Source organism: Kribbella sp. HUAS MG21 (assembly GCF_040254265.1).
Taxonomy (GTDB): domain Bacteria; phylum Actinomycetota; class Actinomycetes; order Propionibacteriales; family Kribbellaceae; genus Kribbella.
This window is the reverse complement of sequence record NZ_CP158165.1, coordinates 1,642,637-1,661,572: the sequence shown is the minus strand read 5'-3', so window position 1 is coordinate 1,661,572 and position 18,936 is coordinate 1,642,637. Positions and strand designations below refer to the sequence as shown.

Annotated in this window: 18 protein-coding genes, 1 tRNA gene and 1 riboswitch; of the genes, 9 read left to right on the top strand and 10 right to left on the bottom strand. The window is 68.3% G+C overall.

The window, feature by feature from the left end; translation table 11 throughout:
- Nucleotides 1-44: 44 nt before the first annotated feature.
- Together ABN611_RS08010 and ABN611_RS08005 are read left to right on the top strand one after the other, a co-directional pair.
- Nucleotides 45-1,445 carry a PLP-dependent aminotransferase family protein gene (locus ABN611_RS08010; RefSeq protein ID WP_350279157.1) on the top strand — a complete coding sequence of 467 codons (1,401 nt, stop codon included), beginning with the start codon at nt 45-47 and terminating at the stop codon, nt 1,443-1,445.
- 52 nt (nt 1,446-1,497) lie between these two features.
- Complete coding sequence (locus ABN611_RS08005; RefSeq protein WP_350279156.1) at nt 1,498-2,229, top strand: N-acetyltransferase; 732 nt, start codon at nt 1,498-1,500, stop codon at nt 2,227-2,229.
- On the opposite strand, the gene ABN611_RS08000 is transcribed toward ABN611_RS08005, so the two are convergent.
- Nucleotides 2,219-3,163 carry an MBL fold metallo-hydrolase gene (locus tag ABN611_RS08000; RefSeq protein ID WP_350281610.1) on the bottom strand — a complete coding sequence of 315 codons (945 nt, stop codon included), beginning with the start codon at nt 3,161-3,163 and terminating at the stop codon, nt 2,219-2,221. The genes ABN611_RS08005 and ABN611_RS08000 overlap by 11 nt on opposite strands.
- 124 nt (nt 3,164-3,287) lie before the next feature.
- On the opposite strand from ABN611_RS08000, the gene ABN611_RS07995 reads away from it, so the two are divergent.
- Together ABN611_RS07995 and ABN611_RS07990 are read left to right on the top strand one after the other, a co-directional pair.
- Nucleotides 3,288-4,160: a LysR family transcriptional regulator gene (locus ABN611_RS07995; protein ID WP_350279155.1), complete on the top strand. Its 873-nt coding sequence runs from the start codon at nt 3,288-3,290 to the stop codon at nt 4,158-4,160.
- Nucleotides 4,157-5,029 carry a serine hydrolase gene (locus ABN611_RS07990; RefSeq protein WP_350279154.1) on the top strand — a complete coding sequence of 291 codons (873 nt, stop codon included), beginning with the start codon at nt 4,157-4,159 and terminating at the stop codon, nt 5,027-5,029. Before ABN611_RS07995 ends, ABN611_RS07990 begins: the two co-directional genes overlap by 4 nt.
- Nucleotides 5,030-5,033: 4 nt before the next feature.
- Here the strand turns inward: ABN611_RS07990 and ABN611_RS07985 are convergent, their stop codons facing one another.
- A complete protein-coding gene (locus ABN611_RS07985) occupies nt 5,034-5,432 on the bottom strand; it encodes a RidA family protein (RefSeq protein WP_350279153.1) in 399 nt (132 codons plus the stop codon).
- 92 nt (nt 5,433-5,524) lie between these two features.
- On the opposite strand from ABN611_RS07985, the gene ABN611_RS07980 reads away from it, so the two are divergent.
- Complete coding sequence (locus ABN611_RS07980) at nt 5,525-7,387, top strand: DUF6807 family protein (protein ID WP_350279152.1); 1,863 nt, start codon at nt 5,525-5,527, stop codon at nt 7,385-7,387.
- On the opposite strand, the gene ABN611_RS07975 is transcribed toward ABN611_RS07980, so the two are convergent.
- The 3 genes from ABN611_RS07975 to ABN611_RS07965 form a co-directional block, all read right to left on the bottom strand.
- Complete coding sequence (locus ABN611_RS07975; protein ID WP_350279151.1) at nt 7,362-8,135, bottom strand: thiazole synthase; 774 nt, start codon at nt 8,133-8,135, stop codon at nt 7,362-7,364. The genes ABN611_RS07980 and ABN611_RS07975 overlap by 26 nt on opposite strands.
- A 1-nt stretch (nt 8,136) precedes the next feature.
- Nucleotides 8,137-8,340 (bottom strand): sulfur carrier protein ThiS, encoded by a 204-nt coding sequence (gene thiS, locus ABN611_RS07970; protein WP_350279150.1) that lies wholly within the window; start codon nt 8,338-8,340, stop codon nt 8,137-8,139.
- Nucleotides 8,333-8,444: riboswitch (TPP riboswitch) on the bottom strand. It overlaps the preceding gene by 8 nt.
- A gap of 16 nt (nt 8,445-8,460) precedes the next feature.
- A complete protein-coding gene (locus tag ABN611_RS07965; RefSeq protein WP_350279149.1) occupies nt 8,461-9,402 on the bottom strand; it encodes a DUF5937 family protein in 942 nt (313 codons plus the stop codon).
- A 60-nt stretch (nt 9,403-9,462) separates the two neighbouring features.
- Here ABN611_RS07965 and ABN611_RS07960 point away from each other — a divergent pair, with 60 nt between their 5' ends.
- Together ABN611_RS07960 and ABN611_RS07955 are read left to right on the top strand one after the other, a co-directional pair.
- On the top strand, nt 9,463-9,882 hold the full coding sequence (locus tag ABN611_RS07960) for a pyridoxamine 5'-phosphate oxidase family protein (protein WP_350279148.1): 420 nt from the start codon (nt 9,463-9,465) through the stop codon (nt 9,880-9,882).
- A gap of 30 nt (nt 9,883-9,912) precedes the next feature.
- Entirely contained in the window at nt 9,913-10,476 is a 564-nt protein-coding gene (locus tag ABN611_RS07955) for a YceI family protein (RefSeq protein ID WP_350279147.1), read from the top strand.
- Here ABN611_RS07955 and ABN611_RS07950 read toward each other — a convergent pair.
- Nucleotides 10,431-11,057 carry a G5 domain-containing protein gene (locus tag ABN611_RS07950; RefSeq protein WP_350279146.1) on the bottom strand — a complete coding sequence of 209 codons (627 nt, stop codon included), beginning with the start codon at nt 11,055-11,057 and terminating at the stop codon, nt 10,431-10,433. The genes ABN611_RS07955 and ABN611_RS07950 overlap by 46 nt on opposite strands.
- Nucleotides 11,058-11,225: 168 nt before the next feature.
- On the opposite strand from ABN611_RS07950, the gene ABN611_RS07945 reads away from it, so the two are divergent.
- Both ABN611_RS07945 and ABN611_RS07940 read left to right on the top strand, forming a co-directional pair.
- A tRNA-Lys gene (locus ABN611_RS07945) sits at nt 11,226-11,301 on the top strand.
- Nucleotides 11,302-11,543: 242 nt separating this feature from the next.
- Nucleotides 11,544-12,974: a helix-turn-helix domain-containing protein gene (locus ABN611_RS07940; protein ID WP_350279145.1), complete on the top strand. Its 1,431-nt coding sequence runs from the start codon at nt 11,544-11,546 to the stop codon at nt 12,972-12,974.
- Nucleotides 12,975-13,111: 137 nt separating this feature from the next.
- On the opposite strand, the gene ABN611_RS07935 is transcribed toward ABN611_RS07940, so the two are convergent.
- The 4 genes from ABN611_RS07935 to ABN611_RS07920 form a co-directional block, all read right to left on the bottom strand.
- A complete protein-coding gene (locus ABN611_RS07935) occupies nt 13,112-13,774 on the bottom strand; it encodes a hypothetical protein (RefSeq protein ID WP_350279144.1) in 663 nt (220 codons plus the stop codon).
- 221 nt (nt 13,775-13,995) lie between these two features.
- Nucleotides 13,996-14,334, bottom strand: a complete 339-nt coding sequence (locus tag ABN611_RS07930) for a DUF3024 domain-containing protein (RefSeq protein ID WP_350279143.1) — start codon at nt 14,332-14,334, stop codon at nt 13,996-13,998.
- A 121-nt stretch (nt 14,335-14,455) separates the two neighbouring features.
- Complete coding sequence (mobF, locus tag ABN611_RS07925; RefSeq protein ID WP_350279142.1) at nt 14,456-18,082, bottom strand: MobF family relaxase; 3,627 nt, start codon at nt 18,080-18,082, stop codon at nt 14,456-14,458.
- A 279-nt stretch (nt 18,083-18,361) separates the two neighbouring features.
- Nucleotides 18,362-18,928: an SRPBCC family protein gene (locus ABN611_RS07920; RefSeq protein ID WP_350279141.1), complete on the bottom strand. Its 567-nt coding sequence runs from the start codon at nt 18,926-18,928 to the stop codon at nt 18,362-18,364.
- Between the last annotated feature and the right edge of the window lie 8 nt (nt 18,929-18,936).

Here is an 18,936-nt window from a genome sequence, read left to right as displayed (position 1 = left end):
GACAGCACAGCGGTCCGTCGATAAGGTCCAGTTCCGTGAGCCGAATGAGGACCAGTTCCGGTGCCGGTGAGCTCCTGGTCGAGCTGCAGCGGGACAGCGGCGTGCCGCTGCACCAGCAGCTCGAGAGCGGGATCCGGACCAGGATCCGCGCCGGGCTGCTGCGGGCCGAGACCGTGATGCCGTCCACGCGGGCGCTCGCGCAGAGCCTCGGGCTGTCCCGCGGCGTGGTCGTGGAGGCTTACCAGCAGCTCGTCGCCGAGGGCTACCTGATCAGCCGCGCGGGCGGCTACACGCAGGTCGCCGACATCGCCGTGGTCGAGCCGACGGCGGCGGCGCCGGCTGTGAGCGGGCCGCCGCGGATCGACTTCCGGTACAGCCGCCCGGACGTCTCGGAGTTCCCGCGCGCCGCGTGGCTCCGGTCGGTGCGCCGGGTGCTGAACGAGACGCCGTACCGCAGCCTGGCCTACCTCGACGGGCGCGGGACGATCGAGCTCCGCATCGCCCTGGCCGACTACCTCAACCGGGTTCGCGGTACGGCGGCACGCCCGGAGAACATGCTGATCTGCAACGGATTCGCGCAGGGCTCGCGACTGATGCTGCGGGTGCTGGCCGCGCAGGGGCGCCGGCGGCTCGCGGTTGAGGACCCGTCGGACAACGACCTGCGCGACGTCGCGCGGGCGGCCGGCCTCGAGGTGGTCGGCGTGCCGACGCTGGACACCGGGATCGACGTGGCCGCGCTGGAGCGGTCGGGTGCGGACGTCGTACTCGTGACCGCGGCACATCAGTTTCCGACCGGAGCGGTGGCGTCGGCGGAGACGCGGGCGGCACTGATCGCGTGGGCGACGGCGCGGGACGGGCTGGTGATCGAGGACGACTACGACGCGGAGTACCGGTACGACCGGGAGCCGATCGGGGCGATGCAGGGGCTGGCGCCGGAACGGGTCGCGTACGCCGGAACGGCGAGCAAGACGCTGGCGCCCGGGCTCCGGCTCGGGTGGCTGATTCTGCCGGCGTGGCTGGTCGAGCCGATGGCGCAGGCGAAGCTGATGGACGATCGCGGGTCGCCGGTGTTCGACCAGTTGGCGTTCGCGGACTTCGTGGCGCGGGGCGAGTTCGACCGGCACCTGCGGAAGATGCGGCCGCGGTACCGGGAGCTGCGGGACACGCTGGTCGAGCGACTGGCGGCCCGGATGCCCGAACTGGAGCCGGTCGGGGTGTCGGCCGGGCTGCATGTGATGACGTGGCTGCCGCCGGATCTCGAGGAGGACGCGGTGCGGCGGGCGGCGCTCGAGCGCGGGCTCGGCGTGTACGGACTGGCGCCGTACTGGGTTTCCGGCGACGGGCCGGCGGGTTTGGTGTTCGGGTACGGATCGCTGCGGCGCAAGGAAGTTGTCGAGGGCATCGAGCTGCTCGCCGAGGCGATCGCGACCGTCCGCGCTGGATGAATAACTATCCATTTCATTGCAATTCGATCCGGCTGGTTCTACCCTTGCTGGAGTGATCGCAGCAGCCCGGATGGACGCGTTGATGAACCAAGGCTGGCCGGCCGCGGACAGCACCGAGCTGGACGGCTGGCTGGTCCGACGGAACGCCGGCGTCACCCTCCGGGCGAATTCCGTGCTGCCCAAGAGTGCGCCGTTCGACTGCGGGAAAGCGTTGGACTACGTGGAAAACCTCTACGTCGCACACGGGATCACGCCGTCGTTCCAGATCAGCTCGGCGGTGCAGCCGGCCGATTTGGACGCCCAACTGGAGGCACGCGGGTACGTGGTCCGCAATCCGACACTGGTGCAGTGCGCCGCGGTTGCCGACATCCTCGCGGACCTGACGCCGCCGATGGTCGAGGTGAATATTTCTACCACGCCGTCAGAGGCCTGGACGGACTGCTGGTGGAGCGTCGACGGGCGCGGCGCCGACAACCGGGCGACCGCCGAACAGATCCTGGCGCGCGGGAAAGCGTTGTATGCGAGCGTTCCGGACGGCTCGGGTGTGAAGGCGATCGGCCGGCTGGCGCTCGTCGACGACACGGCAGGGCTGTACTGCCTCGCCGTCGACGAACGCTTCCGCCGTCAAGGGCTCGCCTCCGCGATCATTCACGGCTTGTTGCGCGCGGCAACCAGCAGGTGGGTCTGGCTGAGCGTCCTGGAAGACAATGCGCCGGCGCGGACGCTCTACGACCGGCTCGGTTTCCGGACCGTGTCGCGGTACCACTACCGGGTCAAAGCGTGACCTTCTCCAGGTGATCCAGGACGACGAACTCCGCGCCGGTCTTCTCGACCGAGGTACGCAGCGGGGTCAGGTCGGCCCACGGGACACCGGGCTGCTCGAGCGGCTTGTCGAAGTCGTCCCAGTGCGTCGCGATCACCCTGCGGACCGGCTTGATCGTGCGGAGCAGCCGGTCGGTGATCCCGGGCTCGCCGCCCGGGGCCGCGAGAACCACGTCGACCTGCAGGTCCTGGAGAGCGCGCGGGTCGAAGTTCGCCGTACTCAGGCTGAGGATGCGCACGCCGCCGATCGTGATCACGAACGCGAGCGTGCCGCCCTCGACCAGGTCCTCGATGACGCGCGGGCGCGGCGGGACGTCGTACCGATAGCCCGGGTACGCGTAGGTGTGGCGCTTGCCGCCGCAGGAGTGCAGCGACGGGAACACCTCGATCGTGAAGCCGTCGAACGGCAGGTACTCGCCGCCGCGGACCGGTGAGAGCAGGTCGTTCGGCGTCTTCATCGCGCGCAGCAGGTTGGCGTGCGTCTCCGTGCAGAGGACGGTCGCCTGGGTCTTCTTCGCGACGTACGGGACGTCGGCCATGTGGTCGTAGTGCCCGTGATGCACCAGGATCGCGTCGGCGGTGCTCAGGTGCTTGTCGATGACCGCGGGGTCGATCACCAGCTTGGTCTTCGGATCCGCCCCCTCCGGCGTGAACGTCCCGGTATGAAACCGCGTCAACCAAGGATCAGTCAGTACGACGCTCTTCCCACACCGAACCTCCCAAGCATGCGTCCCAAACCAGGTCAGCTCCACAACCTCCCCACTTCCCCGCCCCACCGCCTCCACCCGGCTCCCGGCCGAGGTTGCGGCCTCGCTCTGGTTCCCCAGGCCGATCGCCCCGGCGACGCCCGCGGCTCCGGCTGCGGCCGCGCCGGCCAGCATTCCCCTCCGACTCACCTTCACGCTGTCTCCTCTCCTCGTCCCTGAATCAGCAGTCAAGGCGAGCCGGCGCGGGCCTGTCGAATATGCTCTTACGCATGTGCCGATTGTCTGCAGATATCACCGCAGGTCAGCAGGGTCCATGCTGACCGAACGTCATCTCCAGATCTTCATCGCACTAGCCGAGGAACAGCACTTCGGCGACGCCGCCCGTGTCGTCGGCATCACCCAGCCCCCGCTCTCCCAAGGCCTCCGCCGCCTCGAAGCCCTGGTCGGCGCCAAGCTCTTCGAACGCGGCGCCGGCCGCGTAGAACTCACCCCAGCCGGCGCCGCCCTCCTGCCCTACGCCCGCCGAGCCCTCACCTCCATCGGCGAGCTCCACCAAGCGGCCGTCTCCCGCGACCCAGAAGGCCCCGAAATCCGCCTCGGCCTAGCCCCGGAAGTCCCACCAGCCGCCGGCGCCGCAGTAGCCGCAGCCTGCGGCGCCGCGCTCCAAGGCAGCCGCGTCACCGTACTGACCGCACCAACGAGCGCCCTGGTCAACCAGGTAGGCACAGGCCGCCTGACGCTGGCCGCCGTACTGCATCCCACCGTCCTCGACGGCCTGGAAGCCGGCCCGGTCTCCCTCCTGCCGACCTGGGCCCTGGCGCCCGCGTCGCTGGCAGACGGCGAGGTAGTCGCGCTGCGACAGCTGAAGGGCCTGCCGATCGCAGTACGCCCACGCGCCGAGGCTCCGGCCGCGCGCGACCTCTTCCTCGACACCCTCGCCCTGCACCGACCTGACGGCGGGACTGTCGTGGTGACCGACGAGCGCGCCGGCCTGGCGATGGCAGCCGCCGGCCAAGCGATCGTGGTGACCGCCGACCCGTCGCTCACCGCCCCAGGCGTCACCCGGCACCGCCTTGCCGACGACCCGCTCCCGCTGCGCCTGCGCCTCGTCTGGTCACGGACGCGTACGCCGTTCCTGCGCCCGAACGACGTCATGGCACAACTCACGGAAGCGTTGACCTCGTGAACGCCCGCATCCGCGCGGTGTTCGAGGACGCCGGCGTCCGCGGCTGGCTGCACGCGGTCGCGCTCGACGAGCCCGACTCCACCGTCGAGGTCGACGCGGACGGCATGGTCCCGCTGGCCTCCGTCTACAAGCTGCCGTTGCTCGCCGGCTTCTGTCGCCTGGTCGACCTCGGCGAACTGGACCCGATGCACCGGATCACGCTGGAGCCATCGGACCGAACCGCGGGCCCGACCGGTTTGTCGATTTTCGCGGACCCGGTCACGGTGTCACTCCGCGATCTCGCACTCTCGATGATGACGGTTTCCGACAACGCTTCCGCGGACGCACTCCTCGATATCGTTGGCCTCCGGCGGCTGGCAGGAATGCTCGAATCCTTCGGTCTCCGGCGCACGTGGGTACGGCGTGGTACTGCGGGCAACCTGCGCGACCTGCAACGGCGTACCGGAACGAACGACCCGGACGCGGCGCTCGCCGTCCTCGCCGACAACGACCGGACCGATCCCGCCGGGGTGTACGAGGCCGCGAACGCGTCGGCGAGCACCGCGCGGGACATGACGCTGCTGCTGCGCCGGCTGTGGGCGGGGGAGTTGCTGTCGCCCGGGCAGACCGAGTTCGTGAAGGCGACGATGCACCGGCAGCTTTTCCTGCACCGGTTGGCATCCGGTTTCCCGCACGACGAAGTACGCGTTGCCGGAAAGACCGGAACGTTCGGCGCGTTGCGGCACGAGGTCGGCGTGGTCACCCTGCCCGGCGGGGCGGCGTACGCGATCGCGGTCTTCACGCTCGCCGCCCGCGGCGACTTCCGCCAGCCCCGCGTCGACGCCGCCATCGGCGAGGCCGCACGGGTGGCGGTCGACCTCCTGCGTTAGATCGTCAAGCAGTGCGTTGGATCACGGCGTACGCCTCGATCTCCAGCAGCGCGTCCGGGCTGAACAGCGCGGCCACCTGCAACGCCGTACTCGCGGGCTTCGGGCCCGGGATGTACTGGTCGCGGACCGCCCGGACGGCCGGCAGGAAACCGATGTCGGTCACGTAGTACGTCAGTTTGACGACATGCTCGAACGACGCCCCGACAGTGGCCAGGCAGCGCTGCAGGTTCGCGAACACCTGCTCCGCCTGCGCGGCCGGATCGCCGATGCCGACGAATGCCCCGGCCGGGTCCAGCGCCACCTGCCCCGAGATCGCGACCCACTGGCCGGTTCCGGTCACCACATGGCTGTAACCGTTCCCCGGCGCGACGCCCGCGACCTGCGGATACTCCAGTTCGCGCACCTGTTCCTCCCTCCGGACGCTGCGCCCATCCGATCACATGCACGCGGTCACAGGGGTTGAGAAACCGCTTTCCAACGGGAGAGGATGCAGGGGTGGGACGGACACCGAAGGACACGATCACGATCGCCGACGTCGCGCGGGCGGCGGAGGTGTCGCGGGCGACCGTGTCCCGGGTGATGAACGGCCGGCTGAGTGTCGCCCCGGAGATCGTCGCCCGGGTGCGCGCCGCCGCGGAGCGGCTGAACTACCGGCCGAGCGATCTGGCCCGCAGCCTGTCGCTGGGCCGGACGAACATGGTCGCGCTGGTCGTCCCGGACCTCGGGAACCCGCTGTTCCAGCAGATCCTGCGCGGGATCACGAACGCGTCCGCCGCGGCCGGTTACAAGGTGCTGGTCGCCGAGACCGACGAGGACCCGAACGCCGAGGCGTCGATCGCGATCGAGGCGCGGCGGCGCTGCGACGCGTTGATCATGGTGTCGCCGCGGATGGACGAGGATCGTCTACTCGAGTTGCTTCCGCAGGTGCAGCCGGTGATCCTGGTCAACCGGAAGGGCCCGCCGGAGGTGTCGTCGGTCGTCGTCGACTACGGCCGCGCGGTGCGGATCGTCGTCGACCACCTGGTCGGCCTGGGGCACCGGCGGCTGGCGTTCCTGTCCGGCCCGGCGGCGAGTGCGTCCAACGTCCTGCGGCTGAAGGCGCTCGAGGTCGCCGAGCGGGAGATCCCTGGGCTGGAACTCGTCCGGCTGGAGTGCGGCTGGTCGATAGAGGACGGGTACGCCGCGGTCGAGCCGGTGCTCGAGTCGCAGGTCACGGCGGTCGTCGCGTTCAACGACCTGGTGGCGTTCGGCTTGCTGGCCAGGCTCAACGAGGTCGGTGTCGCGGTACCGGCCGACCTGTCCGTGACCGGCATGGACGACATCGGCTTGGCGCGCTTCGCCGTACCATCGCTGACGACGGTACGGGTGCCGCAGAAGGACCTCGGCGAGCTCGCGTGGCAGCGGCTGCACGCCGCGATCGCGGGGCCGGAGGGCGAGGCGGACGCCGTACCGGAGTTGCGGCTGGCGGTGCGGGCGAGCACTGGGCCGGTGCCGCGGGAGCCGCGATCGCAGGGCGATGCGTCGGCCGACCGGATCAGCTGGCAGCAGCAGGGCGACATCTTCGAGCTCGGCAGCTCTGCCGGACTGCTGGCGCGGTACGAGTTCGGTCGCCGGATGCCGCAGGTGCACGCGCCGAGGCCTTACCTGCATCCCGTCCGGACGCTCGGCGGCCACCCGTTGACCGAGGTCAGTCCTGTCGACCACCGGCACCACTACGGCGTCTCGCTCGCGGTCCCGCAGGTCAACGGCACCTCGCACTGGGGCGGCCGCACGTACGTGCGCGGCCACGGCCCGACCCTGCTGACGAACCACGGTCAGCAACGCAGCCGCGGCGTCACGGTCGACGACCGCGAGCTGATCGACAACATCACCTGGTACGACGAACAAGGCCGGCCGCAGCTGGTCGAACGCCGGCGCCTCACCGGCGACCTGGCCTTCGGCGGCTGGCGCCTCGACTGGCGCAGCGAACTCACCGCCCGGTACGGCCCGATCCGCATCGAAAGCCCGGCGACGAGCGGTCGCGACGGAGCGGGGTACGGCGGGATCTTCTGGCGACTGCCGTCCGGCGAGACGACGGTGCTGAGCGCCGACGGCTGCGGGCTGGACGCCGCCGCCGGTTCGACCAGTCCATGGCTCGCCTTCGTCCAAGGCGACGTGACCCTGCTGCTGGTGCAGCCGGACGACGTGTGGCCGTGGTTCCTGCGGTCCGAGGCGTACGTCGGCGCTTGTCCCGCGCTGGCGTGGGACAAGCCGCTGACGCTGCAACCGAACGAAGAGCTGAGGCTGGCGTTGGCCGCAGTACTGCTGGATCGGCCAGTCGACGCGGAGGAGGCTAAAAGGCTGGTAGGCCGGTTGTAGGCGACGACGCGAGGGCCGACTGCCAGCGCCGGGGGACGCGGCCGGCGAGGCGGGCGTTGCGGCCGGCGGACACGGCGTCGCGCATCGCGGCGGCCATCAGCGCCGGCTTCTCCGCGCGCGTGACCGGGGTCGCGAGCATGACCGCGTCGCACCCGAGCTCCATGGCCAGCGCGGCGTCGCTCGCCGTACCGATGCCGGCGTCCACGATCACCGGGACGTTCGCGGCCTCGGCGATCAGCGCGATGTTGTGCGGGTTGCGGATGCCGAGCGCCGAACCGATGGGTGCGGCCAACGGCATCACCGCGGCGCAGCCGGCCTGCTCGAGGCGGCGGGCCAGGATCGGGTCGTCGTTCGTGTACGGCAGCACGGTGAACCCGTCGGCCACCAAGGCGTCCACGGCGTCCAGCAGCTCGACCGGGTCCGGCAGCAGCAGGTGATCGTCGGCAACGACCTCGACCTTGATCAGGTCGGTCTCCAGCGCCTCGCGGGCGAGCTTGGCGGTCAGCACGGCCTCGGCCGCGGTGTGACAGCCGGCCGTGTTCGGCAGCACGTCGATGTCGTGCTTCTTCAGCACGTCCAGCACCGAGCCCTCGTGGCCGGTGCCGAGCCGGCGCATCGCCACCGTGGTGAGTTGGGTGCCGGAGGCAATCAACGCCTCCTCCATCACCTCCAGGTTGGCCGAACCGCCGGTCCCCATGATCAGCCGCGAGCTGTATGTCCGCCCGCCGAGCTCCAGTGGATCGTCCATCTCAGCCTCCCTGGGTCGCGCTGACGATCTCGACCCGGTCGCCGGGCCGCAGCGTGGTCCGCGCCCACTCGGCCTTGGTCAGCACGTTCTGGTTGACCGCGACCGCGATGCCGGTGCTGCGGTCGGAGTACTCCGAGATCAGCTCGGCCACGGACTTCCCGGACGGTACGTCGACCGCCGTACCGTTCACCCAGACGGATTCCATCGCGCTTCCTCCCTACGCCGGAATTACCCGATTCAGGTTCAGCGGTCGGTGACGGCCCAGTCACCCTCTCAGCCCACTGCCTGTGAGCTCCCGCGGACGTTCTCGACTATAGCTGACAGCTCAATCGACGGTGCTGCCGGTGAGCAGGGCGGCGAGCTCCGTCGGCTTGTAGAGGACCTGCTTGCCGGTGCGCTGCGGCTCGACAAGGCCCGTACGGCGGAGCAACTGGAGGTGCTGGCTGACGGCCGAGGGCGTGACCCGCAGTTCGCCGGCCAGGTCGGTGGTGGTGCGGGGATGCGTCAGCAGCTCGAGGATGCGTGCGCGAGGCGTACCGATCAACTGGGCCAGGTCTCGCTGGGACGGAGGCTCGACGACGGACCACAGGTGGGCCTGGCCGCGCGGCGGGTAGCCGAGCAGCGGGTCCGCGCCCGGGTCGAACGGGATGACCGCGTGCGGCCCGAACAAGGTCGGCTGCAGCACGAGTCCGCGCCCGTCGACGTCCTCGACGCGGCTCTGCTCGGCCACGCGGTCGACCTCGAGCACCCCGTCCGCGTAGCTGATCGCCGGGCCGAGACCGTTCAGCATCGCACCGGTGCCGTGCTGGGTGAGGACGTGGCCGCGATAGCTGATGTCCGCCGACAGCAGGGTGCGCATGCGGCTCCAGTACGGCGCCATAGCGGCGTCCCAGTACTCCGCCAGCGCTGTGACGACCTTGTCTACGGTGACGTCCGGCAGCTCGCTGTTCACCGCGATCAGCTGCCGCTCGAACGTCTGCTGCGGGACGCGCGCGATCAGGTCGAGCTCGTCGGTGAGCTGGGTGAGCGGCGACGTCGGGCGGGGCGTGAGGAAGTCCGGACTGCCCATGGTGTCGTTGACGAGCCACCGCAGTACGTCCCAGTCGAGGCCTGCGACCGCGGGCTGTACGGCGCGCACCCAGCCGAGCTGCAGCGGGAAGCGGCCGGGGTCCCGCAGCGCGCGGAACGACAGCACCATCTCGGCCACCGGGGACACCGCGAACCGCACGTCCGCCAGGTCCCGCGCGGTCAGCCGGTAGGTGAGCACTGCGATCCTTTCAGGTTCTGTCGGTGGCTGCTGGCAGGGTGGGTGGCGATTGGAGGACACATGGAGTTTCGCACGATGGACGACGACGAAGCGGCGGAGTTTCTCGCCCGGCCGCTGGTGGCGGTGCTGGCGATCGACGAGCCTGGCTGGCCGCCGCACGTGACCCCGGTCTGGTTCCACCACCTGCCGGACGGCAACCGGTTCCAGGTGATGACGCCGAGCCGCTCGAAGAAGTCCAGGCTGCACCGGACCGGCACCGGCGACCTGTCGCTGTCGATCCAGGCCACCGACGGGGCCACCGCGAAGTACCTGAACATGCAGGGCACCGCCGTACTGCGTCCGCTCAGTAGCGAGCTGCTGCACGCGATGGTGGCGAAGTACCTGCCGCCGGAGATCCACGAGGCGTACCTGGCGGAGCCGCCGGAGGACGCGATGTTCGACATCACCCCCCGCCGGATCACCTCGGGGGTCATCGGCTGACACTTCGCGGTGCTGTGTCGTCGTACCCGCATGACGACACTCACCGCGTTGAGCGGCGACTACGTGCTCGATCCGGGGCGGACCCGGATCGGGTTCGTGGCGCGGCACCGGCTGGCGACCCGGGTCCGCGGACACTTCGACGTGTTCGAGGGCGCCGTACGGCTGGACGGCGCCGACCCGGCCGGCTCCACCGCGTGGCTGACGATCCGCGCGGACAGCATCAAGACCGGCGACCGCCGCCGCGACGACCAACTCCGCAAGACCTTCCTGCTCACGACCGCGCACCCGGTCATCACCTTCGTCACGACGTCCGTGGAGCGGACGGCACCAACCACCTTCGCAGTCACCGGCGACCTGACAATCCGCGGGGTAACGCGTGAGGTCACAGTGCCGTTCAACCTGATCGAGGCGGAGCACGACGTGGCCTTCACCGCCACGCTGCCGATCGACAGGTCCCGCTGGCGGGTGAACTGGAACGCCGCCACCACCCTCCTGATCAGCCCCACGGTGCTTCTGGAGCTACAGATCACCGCCGTCCCACGGGCCGCTCAGTCCTCGCAGGCGATGCCGTCGTCGTCGGAGTCGAGGCGGTAGACATCGCTGCCGATGACCCTGACCGGACCGGCGACGTACTCCGGTCCGTTGCCGCTACCTCCGGAGCAGTCGACATCGCTGGCGATCGGGACGCAGCCGGAATAGTTCGGATCGCAACCGCCGGACTGCTCCGGTTCCTCGACCTTGGTGCCGACCACCGTGACCTGCGTCCGCGGCTCCTTGGCGACCTCCTGCCGGATCAGCTTCTTCGCCGTCCGTACGCCGTCCACCGAGGTGACCCGATAGGTCAGCCGCCGCGTCCCGTCCACGCCGGCCGTGCGGATCTTTCGCTCACCCTTCGCGAGCGAGTCGTCGGTCACCGTCCGCTTCTTGAACGGAATCACCGCAAACTCCACAACCTCCGCCGTCGTGGTCCGCACCACCTTCCGCGGCGCGACTGTCGGCGTCGCGACCCGCTCGGGTGTGACGACCGGCGTGACAGCGGCCGGCGTACTCGACGTGGTAGGAGCGGTCGCAACGCGGACGCTCGACGGCGCACCCACGGTTGGCGTCGCCGCCTCGCCCCCACACCCCGCGACGACCACAACAGCTGCCGAAACCAGCACAGCACGAAACAACACCACCTGAATCCCCCCAATCCGCCAACGGTCCCCCCGCGGCAGGATTGCCAGCACCCGGACCACCCGGGTGAATTCCGATCTGTACCACCACCCCGCCCCCACCACAACCCCTGACCCCCACCAAGCAAACCCCCACCAAACCTGACACACTGTTCCCCACACACCTGAGGGCCTCTAGCTCAACTGGCAGAGCAGCGGACTTTTAATCCGCGGGTTGTGGGTTCGAGTCCCACGGGGCCTACCAGTCTCCGCAGGTCAGACGCAGATCGGCGCCTCGGCCGCGACCGTCGGGTCTGCACAAACTCTGCCAATACTCAGAGTGGCCGATGCATGCCCGTCTGAGAGGGGGCAGCGGCTCCGCGCAGCCAGCTGGCGGCGCGTTGCTGAGCGACGTATCGCATCCTGTCGCGCTGTTCCCGTTTTGCCCGATCTCCGGCCTGGCAAGCCGTTGAGCTGCCACACGCAGCTGGACGGTGGAGGGCAGAGATGAGCAGACCGCACCTTCCGATCGGAACGTGGGGCAACGTCCGATCCCGAGCGGAGAGGAAGGACGCCCAGGGCAAGGTGGTCTCCTGGCGCGCGTCCGCGTACTTCCGTGACCACGACGGACGCACCCGTGAGGTCACTGCGTCCGCCAAGACCAAGGGCGCAGCCGAGCACCGCCTACTCACGAAGCTGCGAGACCGCGCAAAGCTCACACAGTCCGGCGAGCTGAGCCCGACGGACAAGATCAACCACCTCATCGACCTGTGGATCGAAAAGTTCGAGGAACGCATCGAAGACGGCCGTCGATCACCGACGACGCTGACGACATACCGCACAGCCATCAAGAACCACGTACGGCCCGCCCTCGGCGAACTCCTGATCGGCGAGGCAACCACACCACGCATCGACAGAGTCATCGGAACCATCAAGCGCAACGCCGGCCGCTCCACAGCGAAGACCTGCCGCGCGGTCATCTCCGGCATGATGCAACTCGCCGTCCGGTACGGCGCTCTCACCGTCAACCCGGTCCGCGAGGTAGAGGCGATCGAGGCCCGCCCGAAGGACCCGCCCCGAGCACTCACCAACGACGAGATCGCCGGCCTACGGCGACTCTTGACCACCGACGAAGCCGCCGTACGAGCCGACCTTCCTGACCTGGTGATCTTCATGCTCGGCACCGGAGTCCGAATCGGCGAGTCGCTCGCCGTCCTCTGGTCACAGGTCAACCTCGAGTCCGGTGCAGTCGAGATCACTCACACCATGGTTCGCGTCCCAGGCCAGGGCTTGATCCGCAAGGCCCCGAAGTCCAAGGCCGGCGAACGCGTCCTACCCCTCCCAGACTGGGCCGTCACCATGCTCCGCCGCCGCCACGCAGCCGGCGTCTGCCCTGACGAACCCATCTTCGCCGACTCCCTCGGAGGCTTCCGAGACCCCTCCAACGTCCGCCGAGCCCTCCGCCGCGCACTGTCCCCGGTAGCCAGCACCGCCCGCCGAGACCTCGGCCAAGTACTGCGATCCGCGCGACTTCAGGCTGGCCTGACCCGCAAACAGGTCGCCACGAAACTCGGCTGGCCAAAGACCAGACTCGAGCTGATCGAGACCGGCCGCATCAAGCTCGACCGCGAACTCGTAGCCACCCTCCTCAAGACCTACCGCATCGACCTCGACAAATCACCCGCGCTCAGCAGCCAAGTCGACCAAGCAGCCCAACCCTCACCCTCAGACGCCCTCACCTGGATCCGCTCCCACACCTTCCGCAAAACCACCGCCACCGCCCTGGACCGCCGAGGTCAATCCGCCCGCCAAATAGCCGACCACCTAGGCCAAGCCCAAGTCTCCATAACCCAAGACGTCTACATGGGCCGCCGAATCCACAACCCCTCCGCAGCAACCGCCCTGGACGAGGAGTTCGCGGATCTCGACCTCTGGTGAGATCCGTACCGCATACCTGCTTGCTCGAGTGTCGGCAGCCGGCATCTGGCTCCTACGACCGTCTGGCTCAACGGCCAGCGATCTCGGAGAGGGACGGCGGTTGGTCGTGCGCCGATAAACAGCGACCTCCGGGGCGATCAGTCCCAGAGGGTCAGGCGCTCCCAGGTGTGTTTGTTGATGAAGTGGCGGTGATTCTCGGCCCACTGGGACAGCGCTTCCGCGACATCGCCGAGATCGACACCTTGAACCTGATAGTGCTGCCGCGGTGAGCCGTCGCGGTACTCGAGAGTCAGGGTCCCGTTGTCGTTGCGAGCTTGGGCGAAGGCATGGTCCCGGCCGCTGTCCACGACTACGTAGCCGTCGAAGTTGCGGAGTTCCTGCGACAGGAAGGACACCCAGCGGTCGGGCAGAGCTGCCGTCCCCTGCGAGGTGGTGATGGTCACCTCACCGCCGTTGACAGGCGTCCTCGGCGCCTTCTGAGGATCGAAGAAGACCAGGTCGTGTTCTTGTGCGAGTCGCTCTGCGACTACCCCGACCTCGTCGGCCCGACTGTAGCTGACCGCGACGTACAGGATCGGGCCGGAACAATTGCTGCTCGGACCGCCCGCTGCCCAGGGAGTGTCATCGCTCTCGTCGTCCGGGAACCGGGCGGCCAGGGCTTCGGAGTACGCCTGCATCTTTGCGGTCGGTGCAACCAGGTCGACCTCGAGGTACCGGGTAAACAGCTCTTCGAAGGTCGCCGCCGCATCGGACTCTCCGGTGGATGCGTCGCTCTCCCAGATCGCGAAGTCATAGCTCACCCGGCGGAGTATGCCATTCCAGCCTGGCGAGCATCCTGGCCCAGTTCACGCAGGTGCCGCCATGCCAAGGGTTGTGTGTCAGTAAACCGCGGCCGTTCCAGGGCAGATCTGCCGGCGCAGACAGCCGCGACGGGAGAGGCTTAGCAGCAGGCTGCTGTGGATGCGATCTGTGTGCGTCGAGCCATACCGTCCAATTTCGTGGTGCTAAGGACGACTTCGGGTCAGCCCCAGAAAATGCTGGTGGGGTCGCGGTCGATCTCGGTCAGTAGGTCGTCGATACTCCGTGACGGGGCGAGTTGGTCGTAGAGGTGGAACCGTTGATGCTGGTCGGTCCAGTACAGCGTCCAGGACTTGTCGGTGGCGTTGTAGCGCAGGCGAGCGATCGCGGAGGTGGTCCAGTCTGGCCCGAGGTTCTCGTGCCATGGCGGACGTCGTTCGACAATCGTCAGGTGACGCTGAGCGAGTTCGCACTCGATGCGCACTTGGTCTCGGGCGTTGTCTGGCACCCGTGCGGCGCACCAGCGTTGCACTCGCGCGACATCCGATTCGGGAAGCGCCATTCAGATCACCAGCCGTCGGGTGGCCGGCGCCTTGATGGAGGCGTGCAGGTGGGTGATCGTCATTCCTCAGACCCTACCGACCACGATCGGCACGGTCTGACCGATCACCTGATTGATGATTTCAGTCTGGCTGTACTGGCGGGACGGACTGTGTTGGCACCTCGGCGAATCCCGCACCGGCCGCCGATTGTTGAGCGGTCTCTGCTGAGAAGCCAGCGAGCATGTTCATGAGCCGGAGGTGCTGACGATATTGCTCGACTGCGTTGGTTGGTGGGGCGTCTCCGAGGATTGAGCGGCCCTGAATCTGGTGGCGCTCTCTGTAGGCGGCGATCTCTCGGATGAGTTCGGTGAAGTCCGGGTCGAGTGTCGTGCTGGCTGCGCGACGCAGGTCGCGATACCAGTCGGGCGGGTTGGCGGATAGTTCGTCTGCGAGCCAGTTGGCGCGTTCGACGACCTGAGATTCAAGTTCGCGGATTGGTGCGATCAGTGTGGGGTCGCTGACGTGGGTGGCTGGGGTGATGAGGCCGACGATCTGTGTCGGGTGGCAGCTGGCCTTCTGGAGGGACCGGGTGGTCAGGCGGCGCACTCTGTGATGGATGACCGCGGCGACGTCGTTGGCGTTGGTGAGCGCTGATTGGTTGACGGCGCGGTGGAGTAGGTCGGTGAGGTTGAGGCCAGCGTTTTCGGCGCGGCGGAGTTCGGCGATGAGTGGGCCGTAGGCGGGTGAGGCTTGGAGGGCTGCTTGGTCGGCTGGGTCGAGGCCGGAGGCGGCGATGGCGGGCTGATAGCGCTTCTTGGCGTCGAGTTGGCAGAGGTGTTCGTGGATGGGGATGAGGCGGTCGAGGCGGGTGGCGTTGTCGAGTTCTTGGCGCATGACTTCGTGGGCGGATTGTTCGACGCCTGGGTCGTTGAGGACGGCTTCGAGGACGTCTTGCATGGTCTGTTCGGTGTGAGGTTCGTGGAGGTCGGTGCTCGTTTGGTGGGTGGCGACGTAGGCGTGGTTCGAGGTGCGGCCGCGCGTCATGCCGACGTACATGAGGGCTCGGGTGAGGTGGTCGGTGACCAGCAGGTGGGCGGTGTCGACGGTGGCACCTTGGGCCCGGTGGGCGGTGGTGGCGTACGCGAGTTCGACGCATTCCTGCACGTAGGCGGCGGGGAGGGTGACGGTGTCGCCGGTGGGGTTTTGGACCGTGAGGGAGCCGTCGGGCCAGCGGTGGATGACGGTCCAGTGGTCGCCGTTCTTCACGAACTGGCGGTGGCCGGTGTTGCTGCCGTAGGGGAGGCGGCGGTTGTTGAGGCGGGTGACGATGTGGTCGCCGAGGCCGACGTGGTTGCCGGTGTGGAGTTCGATGCCGTCGGGTTCGACTTCGCCTGTGGTGATGCGGTCGAGTCGAGCGCGGGCGTTGAGCCGCGCGACGGTGGCGTTGTCGGCGGCGATGAGCAAGCTGGTCTTGCCGGTGGTGGTGTCGCTGAGCCAGGCCTTGTAAGCGGCGTCTTCCATTGCCTCTGACGAGCCGGCGGTGAGCCGGTCGTGGTTGTCGTAAGGGTCGATGGCGGTGAGGTCTCCGGCACGGAGGGCGAGGCTGGCGTAGCGTTCCCAGGGGTTGGTGAAGCGCCAGACGTCGGTGAGTTCGGCGGCTTGGGTGTCGTTGGCGATGAGGCGGAAGGCGCCGCCGGTGTCGGCGGCGGAGAGTTGGTGGTCGTCGCCGACGAGGAGGAGTTTGGCGCCGGCGGTGTGGGCAGCGCGGGCGAGGGTGGCGAGCTCCATGGTGCTGGCCATGGATGCCTCGTCGACGATGACGAGCTGGTTCTTGTGGAAGTTCCATCGATCGTGCTCGGCTCTCAGGGCTGCGAGTTGCGCCATGAGTCGTTGGTGGCGGAGACGGCGCCCTGCGCGGCGGGCGAGGGTGGCGGCGTGTTCGGTGTGCAGGATCTGGTCGCGGCGTTGTTCGGCGCCGAGGCCGGCGGACTCGTAGATCCATTTGGCGATGTTCTCGGTGGGGGCGCCGATGGTGTCGGCCAGGACGGTTGAGGCGGCTGACGATGGTGCGAGCGCGATGGTCGACCCGTTGCCGTGGCTGGCTTCCCATGTGGCCGCGAGGGCGGACAACAGGCTGGTTTTGCCGGTGCCGGCTGGGCCGATGAGGGCCTCGAGTTTCTGGCCGCTGGTCGCGATCCTGCGGAGCGCGGCGGCCTTGTCAGCGCTGAGTCCGGCGGTGTGGATCGTGGCTGGGACGATGGTGGGTCCGTTGGTGTCGTGGGCCTTGTCGAGCAGGACGGCTTCGGCGCCGAGGATGACGGGTGAGGTGTAGATCTGGCCGTTGTGGATGGTGAACACGTTCTCGCCGCTGGCGCGGGTGACGGGGATGGTCACGAGGTCGGGTGCGGTGAGGCTGATCGAGTGCTGTTCGGCGCGTTCGACGATCGCCTGTAGCGCGGCGAACCGGTCGGTGGTGGAGACGAAGCGGAGGAGCCGGGTTTGGCGTGCGGCCTCGGCGAGGAGGTTCCAGCGCGTCCAGGTCGCGCGTTTGGTTTGCAGGGTCAGGACGGTCGCGGCGCCGTACGCATCGAGCGTATCCGGGCTCAGGTCTGCCGCCGCCAAGGGACGTTCGCCAGCGTTGTTGAGCTCCCGTTGGATGGCGGCGACAGCGTCCGGTCCGATCGCTTGGACGGCGCGTTTGCGCCACTGCGCCATCAGCACGATGAGGCGTTGGGCGAGGTGCTTGGCTGGCCGGTTCATGAGGGTCGCGTGCTGCCGTAGGGCGTACATTTCGCGGCGGTCGGGTGGGTGGATCTGGTCAAGACGCTCGTCCAGAAGTACGGCCAGGTTGGCTTCGATCTGTTCGGTTCTGGCCGAGAACTCGCGGAGCAGTTCGTCCGGAATCGCGTCGATCTCGAACGCCGGATTGCGCCGAGAACCGCGTTCGCGAAGCTCCCATTTCACGCCCAAACGACGCGTGAGATGGTCGGCGAGAAGCACGTTGTGGATCTCCGACATCGCCACCGCGGCCCGGTACAGCACCCGCCCATCAAGCGTCCGCCACGCGCCGTCCGGGCCCTGTACGCGGTTCGCGACCACCACGTGAGTGTGCAGTTGCGGGTCGCCACTGCGACTGTCCCAGTGATCGAACGCCGCCGCGATCACGCCACGGGTATCCAGTTGTGCGATGCCGCCATCGCCGCTCCGGGTGAACGCCGCGTGCTGCTCGATCAGCGACAACACATCGGCGACAGCCTCGTGATGCGCCGCCACTATCTGCTCTTGGATACCCACATCGGCAGTAGCCCACAGCGCCGACACCGACTTCACCGGCGAGAACGTCAGGTCGAACCCAGCGACTGCCTGTCGCGACTTCTTCCGCATCTCCTCCCGGCGAATCCGTGTCACAGCGCGCTCGCGTTCAGCGGTAGACAGGGCCGGGTCGAGTTCGCGGATCCGATCCCGGATCCGCTCCTCCGGACGCTTGAACACGCGATACGGCTCGCCCAGTGTGCGGCCGGTCAACGGATCCTCGGCGCGTCCGAACAGCCCGGCCATCTGTGCTTCGGTGACTTCGCTTCCGGGCACCAGTTCGCCATCGCCCAGGCCGCTGAGGCCCTGCCCCATCCAGCGGCCCGGCGGGTACCCCGACGCGGTGTAGTACGCCGTCAACGGCGTAGCCATCCGCCGATCGACATCGCCAGCAGCGACGTGGCGAAGCAGGTACAGGTAGCCCTCTCCGGCGTTCATGCGGTGAATACTCAGCACAACTGCCCGCCCGAAACATGGCAGTTGTGCGGACTCATCAGCTCGGTCATGCAAGCTCAACGGCTGAGCGGTCGACGCGCTGATCGCTACGGCTCGAGCGGAGTCGCGCCTCGCATGCAAGAGGTTTGCCCGCGATTGAGCTGTCGGCGGGCTCAAATGTCGGGTGGCGCGTTCGTGCTGCCCCGCGTGAAGGTGGCCGCGGGCGGTGGCGGTGTGTGGTTGAGAGCGTGACGGGCGCGTCGGAGACCCCGGGTTTGTGGGACGAAGTGCGCTGGAGGTTCAGCTCCCAGCGGGCGACTCCAGGCGGGCCTTCAAACGGGTCATGTTCCGTCGCATCTCTCTGCGTGACTGATGGCGGACCAGGAGCGGGACGAGCAGCTTGCCGATGCCGTGGCCTTCGAAGTCCAGGTCGATGGTCACTTTGCTCGAGGTGGAATCGCGGAGCGGTTCGACTGTGACGTTCACGCGAGACCTGATCGGGCCGTTGGTGCCGTGGACCGCCCAGGCTCTGGGAGGGTCGAGGACGGTGACCTCTGAGGTCACTTCTCGCTCGCTGCCGCCGATGCGGCGATTGGTGACGCACTTCGAGCCGACGGTCGTGGGTCCGTCCATGTGGCCGCCGGTCACGTTCTCCTGCCACTCGGTGAAGTGCGCCGGGTCGGTGACGTAGTTGAAGACCTCCTCCGGCCCGCGCGCGATGTCTACCTGGGTCACGATCGATCCCATCTCGTCCTCCCGTTCACTGTGGCAGGGAACGCCTGTCGTCATGAAGACGAACGGCGCGCTGCCGAGATCGACAACTGGTCGCATCGAATCCAACCCACCAGGAAGACGCGCATCAGGCAAGCGTCGAC

Bases quoted from the DNA above. Each gene is read 5' to 3' on its own strand.
- ABN611_RS07995 (WP_350279155.1), top strand. From the start codon at position 3,288: ATGCTGACCGAACGTCATCTCCAGATCTTCATCGCACTAGCCGAGGAA.
- ABN611_RS07960 (WP_350279148.1), top strand. From the start codon at position 9,463: ATGGAGTTTCGCACGATGGACGACGACGAAGCGGCGGAGTTTCTCGCC.
- ABN611_RS07975 (WP_350279151.1), bottom strand. From the start codon at position 8,135: ATGGACGATCCACTGGAGCTCGGCGGGCGGACATACAGCTCGCGGCTG.
- ABN611_RS07930 (WP_350279143.1), bottom strand. From the start codon at position 14,334: ATGGCGCTTCCCGAATCGGATGTCGCGCGAGTGCAACGCTGGTGCGCC.
- thiS (WP_350279150.1), bottom strand. From the start codon at position 8,340: ATGGAATCCGTCTGGGTGAACGGTACGGCGGTCGACGTACCGTCCGGG.
- ABN611_RS07955 (WP_350279147.1), top strand. From the start codon at position 9,913: ATGACGACACTCACCGCGTTGAGCGGCGACTACGTGCTCGATCCGGGG.
- ABN611_RS08010 (WP_350279157.1), top strand. From the start codon at position 45: ATGAGGACCAGTTCCGGTGCCGGTGAGCTCCTGGTCGAGCTGCAGCGG.
- ABN611_RS07940 (WP_350279145.1), top strand. From the start codon at position 11,544: ATGAGCAGACCGCACCTTCCGATCGGAACGTGGGGCAACGTCCGATCC.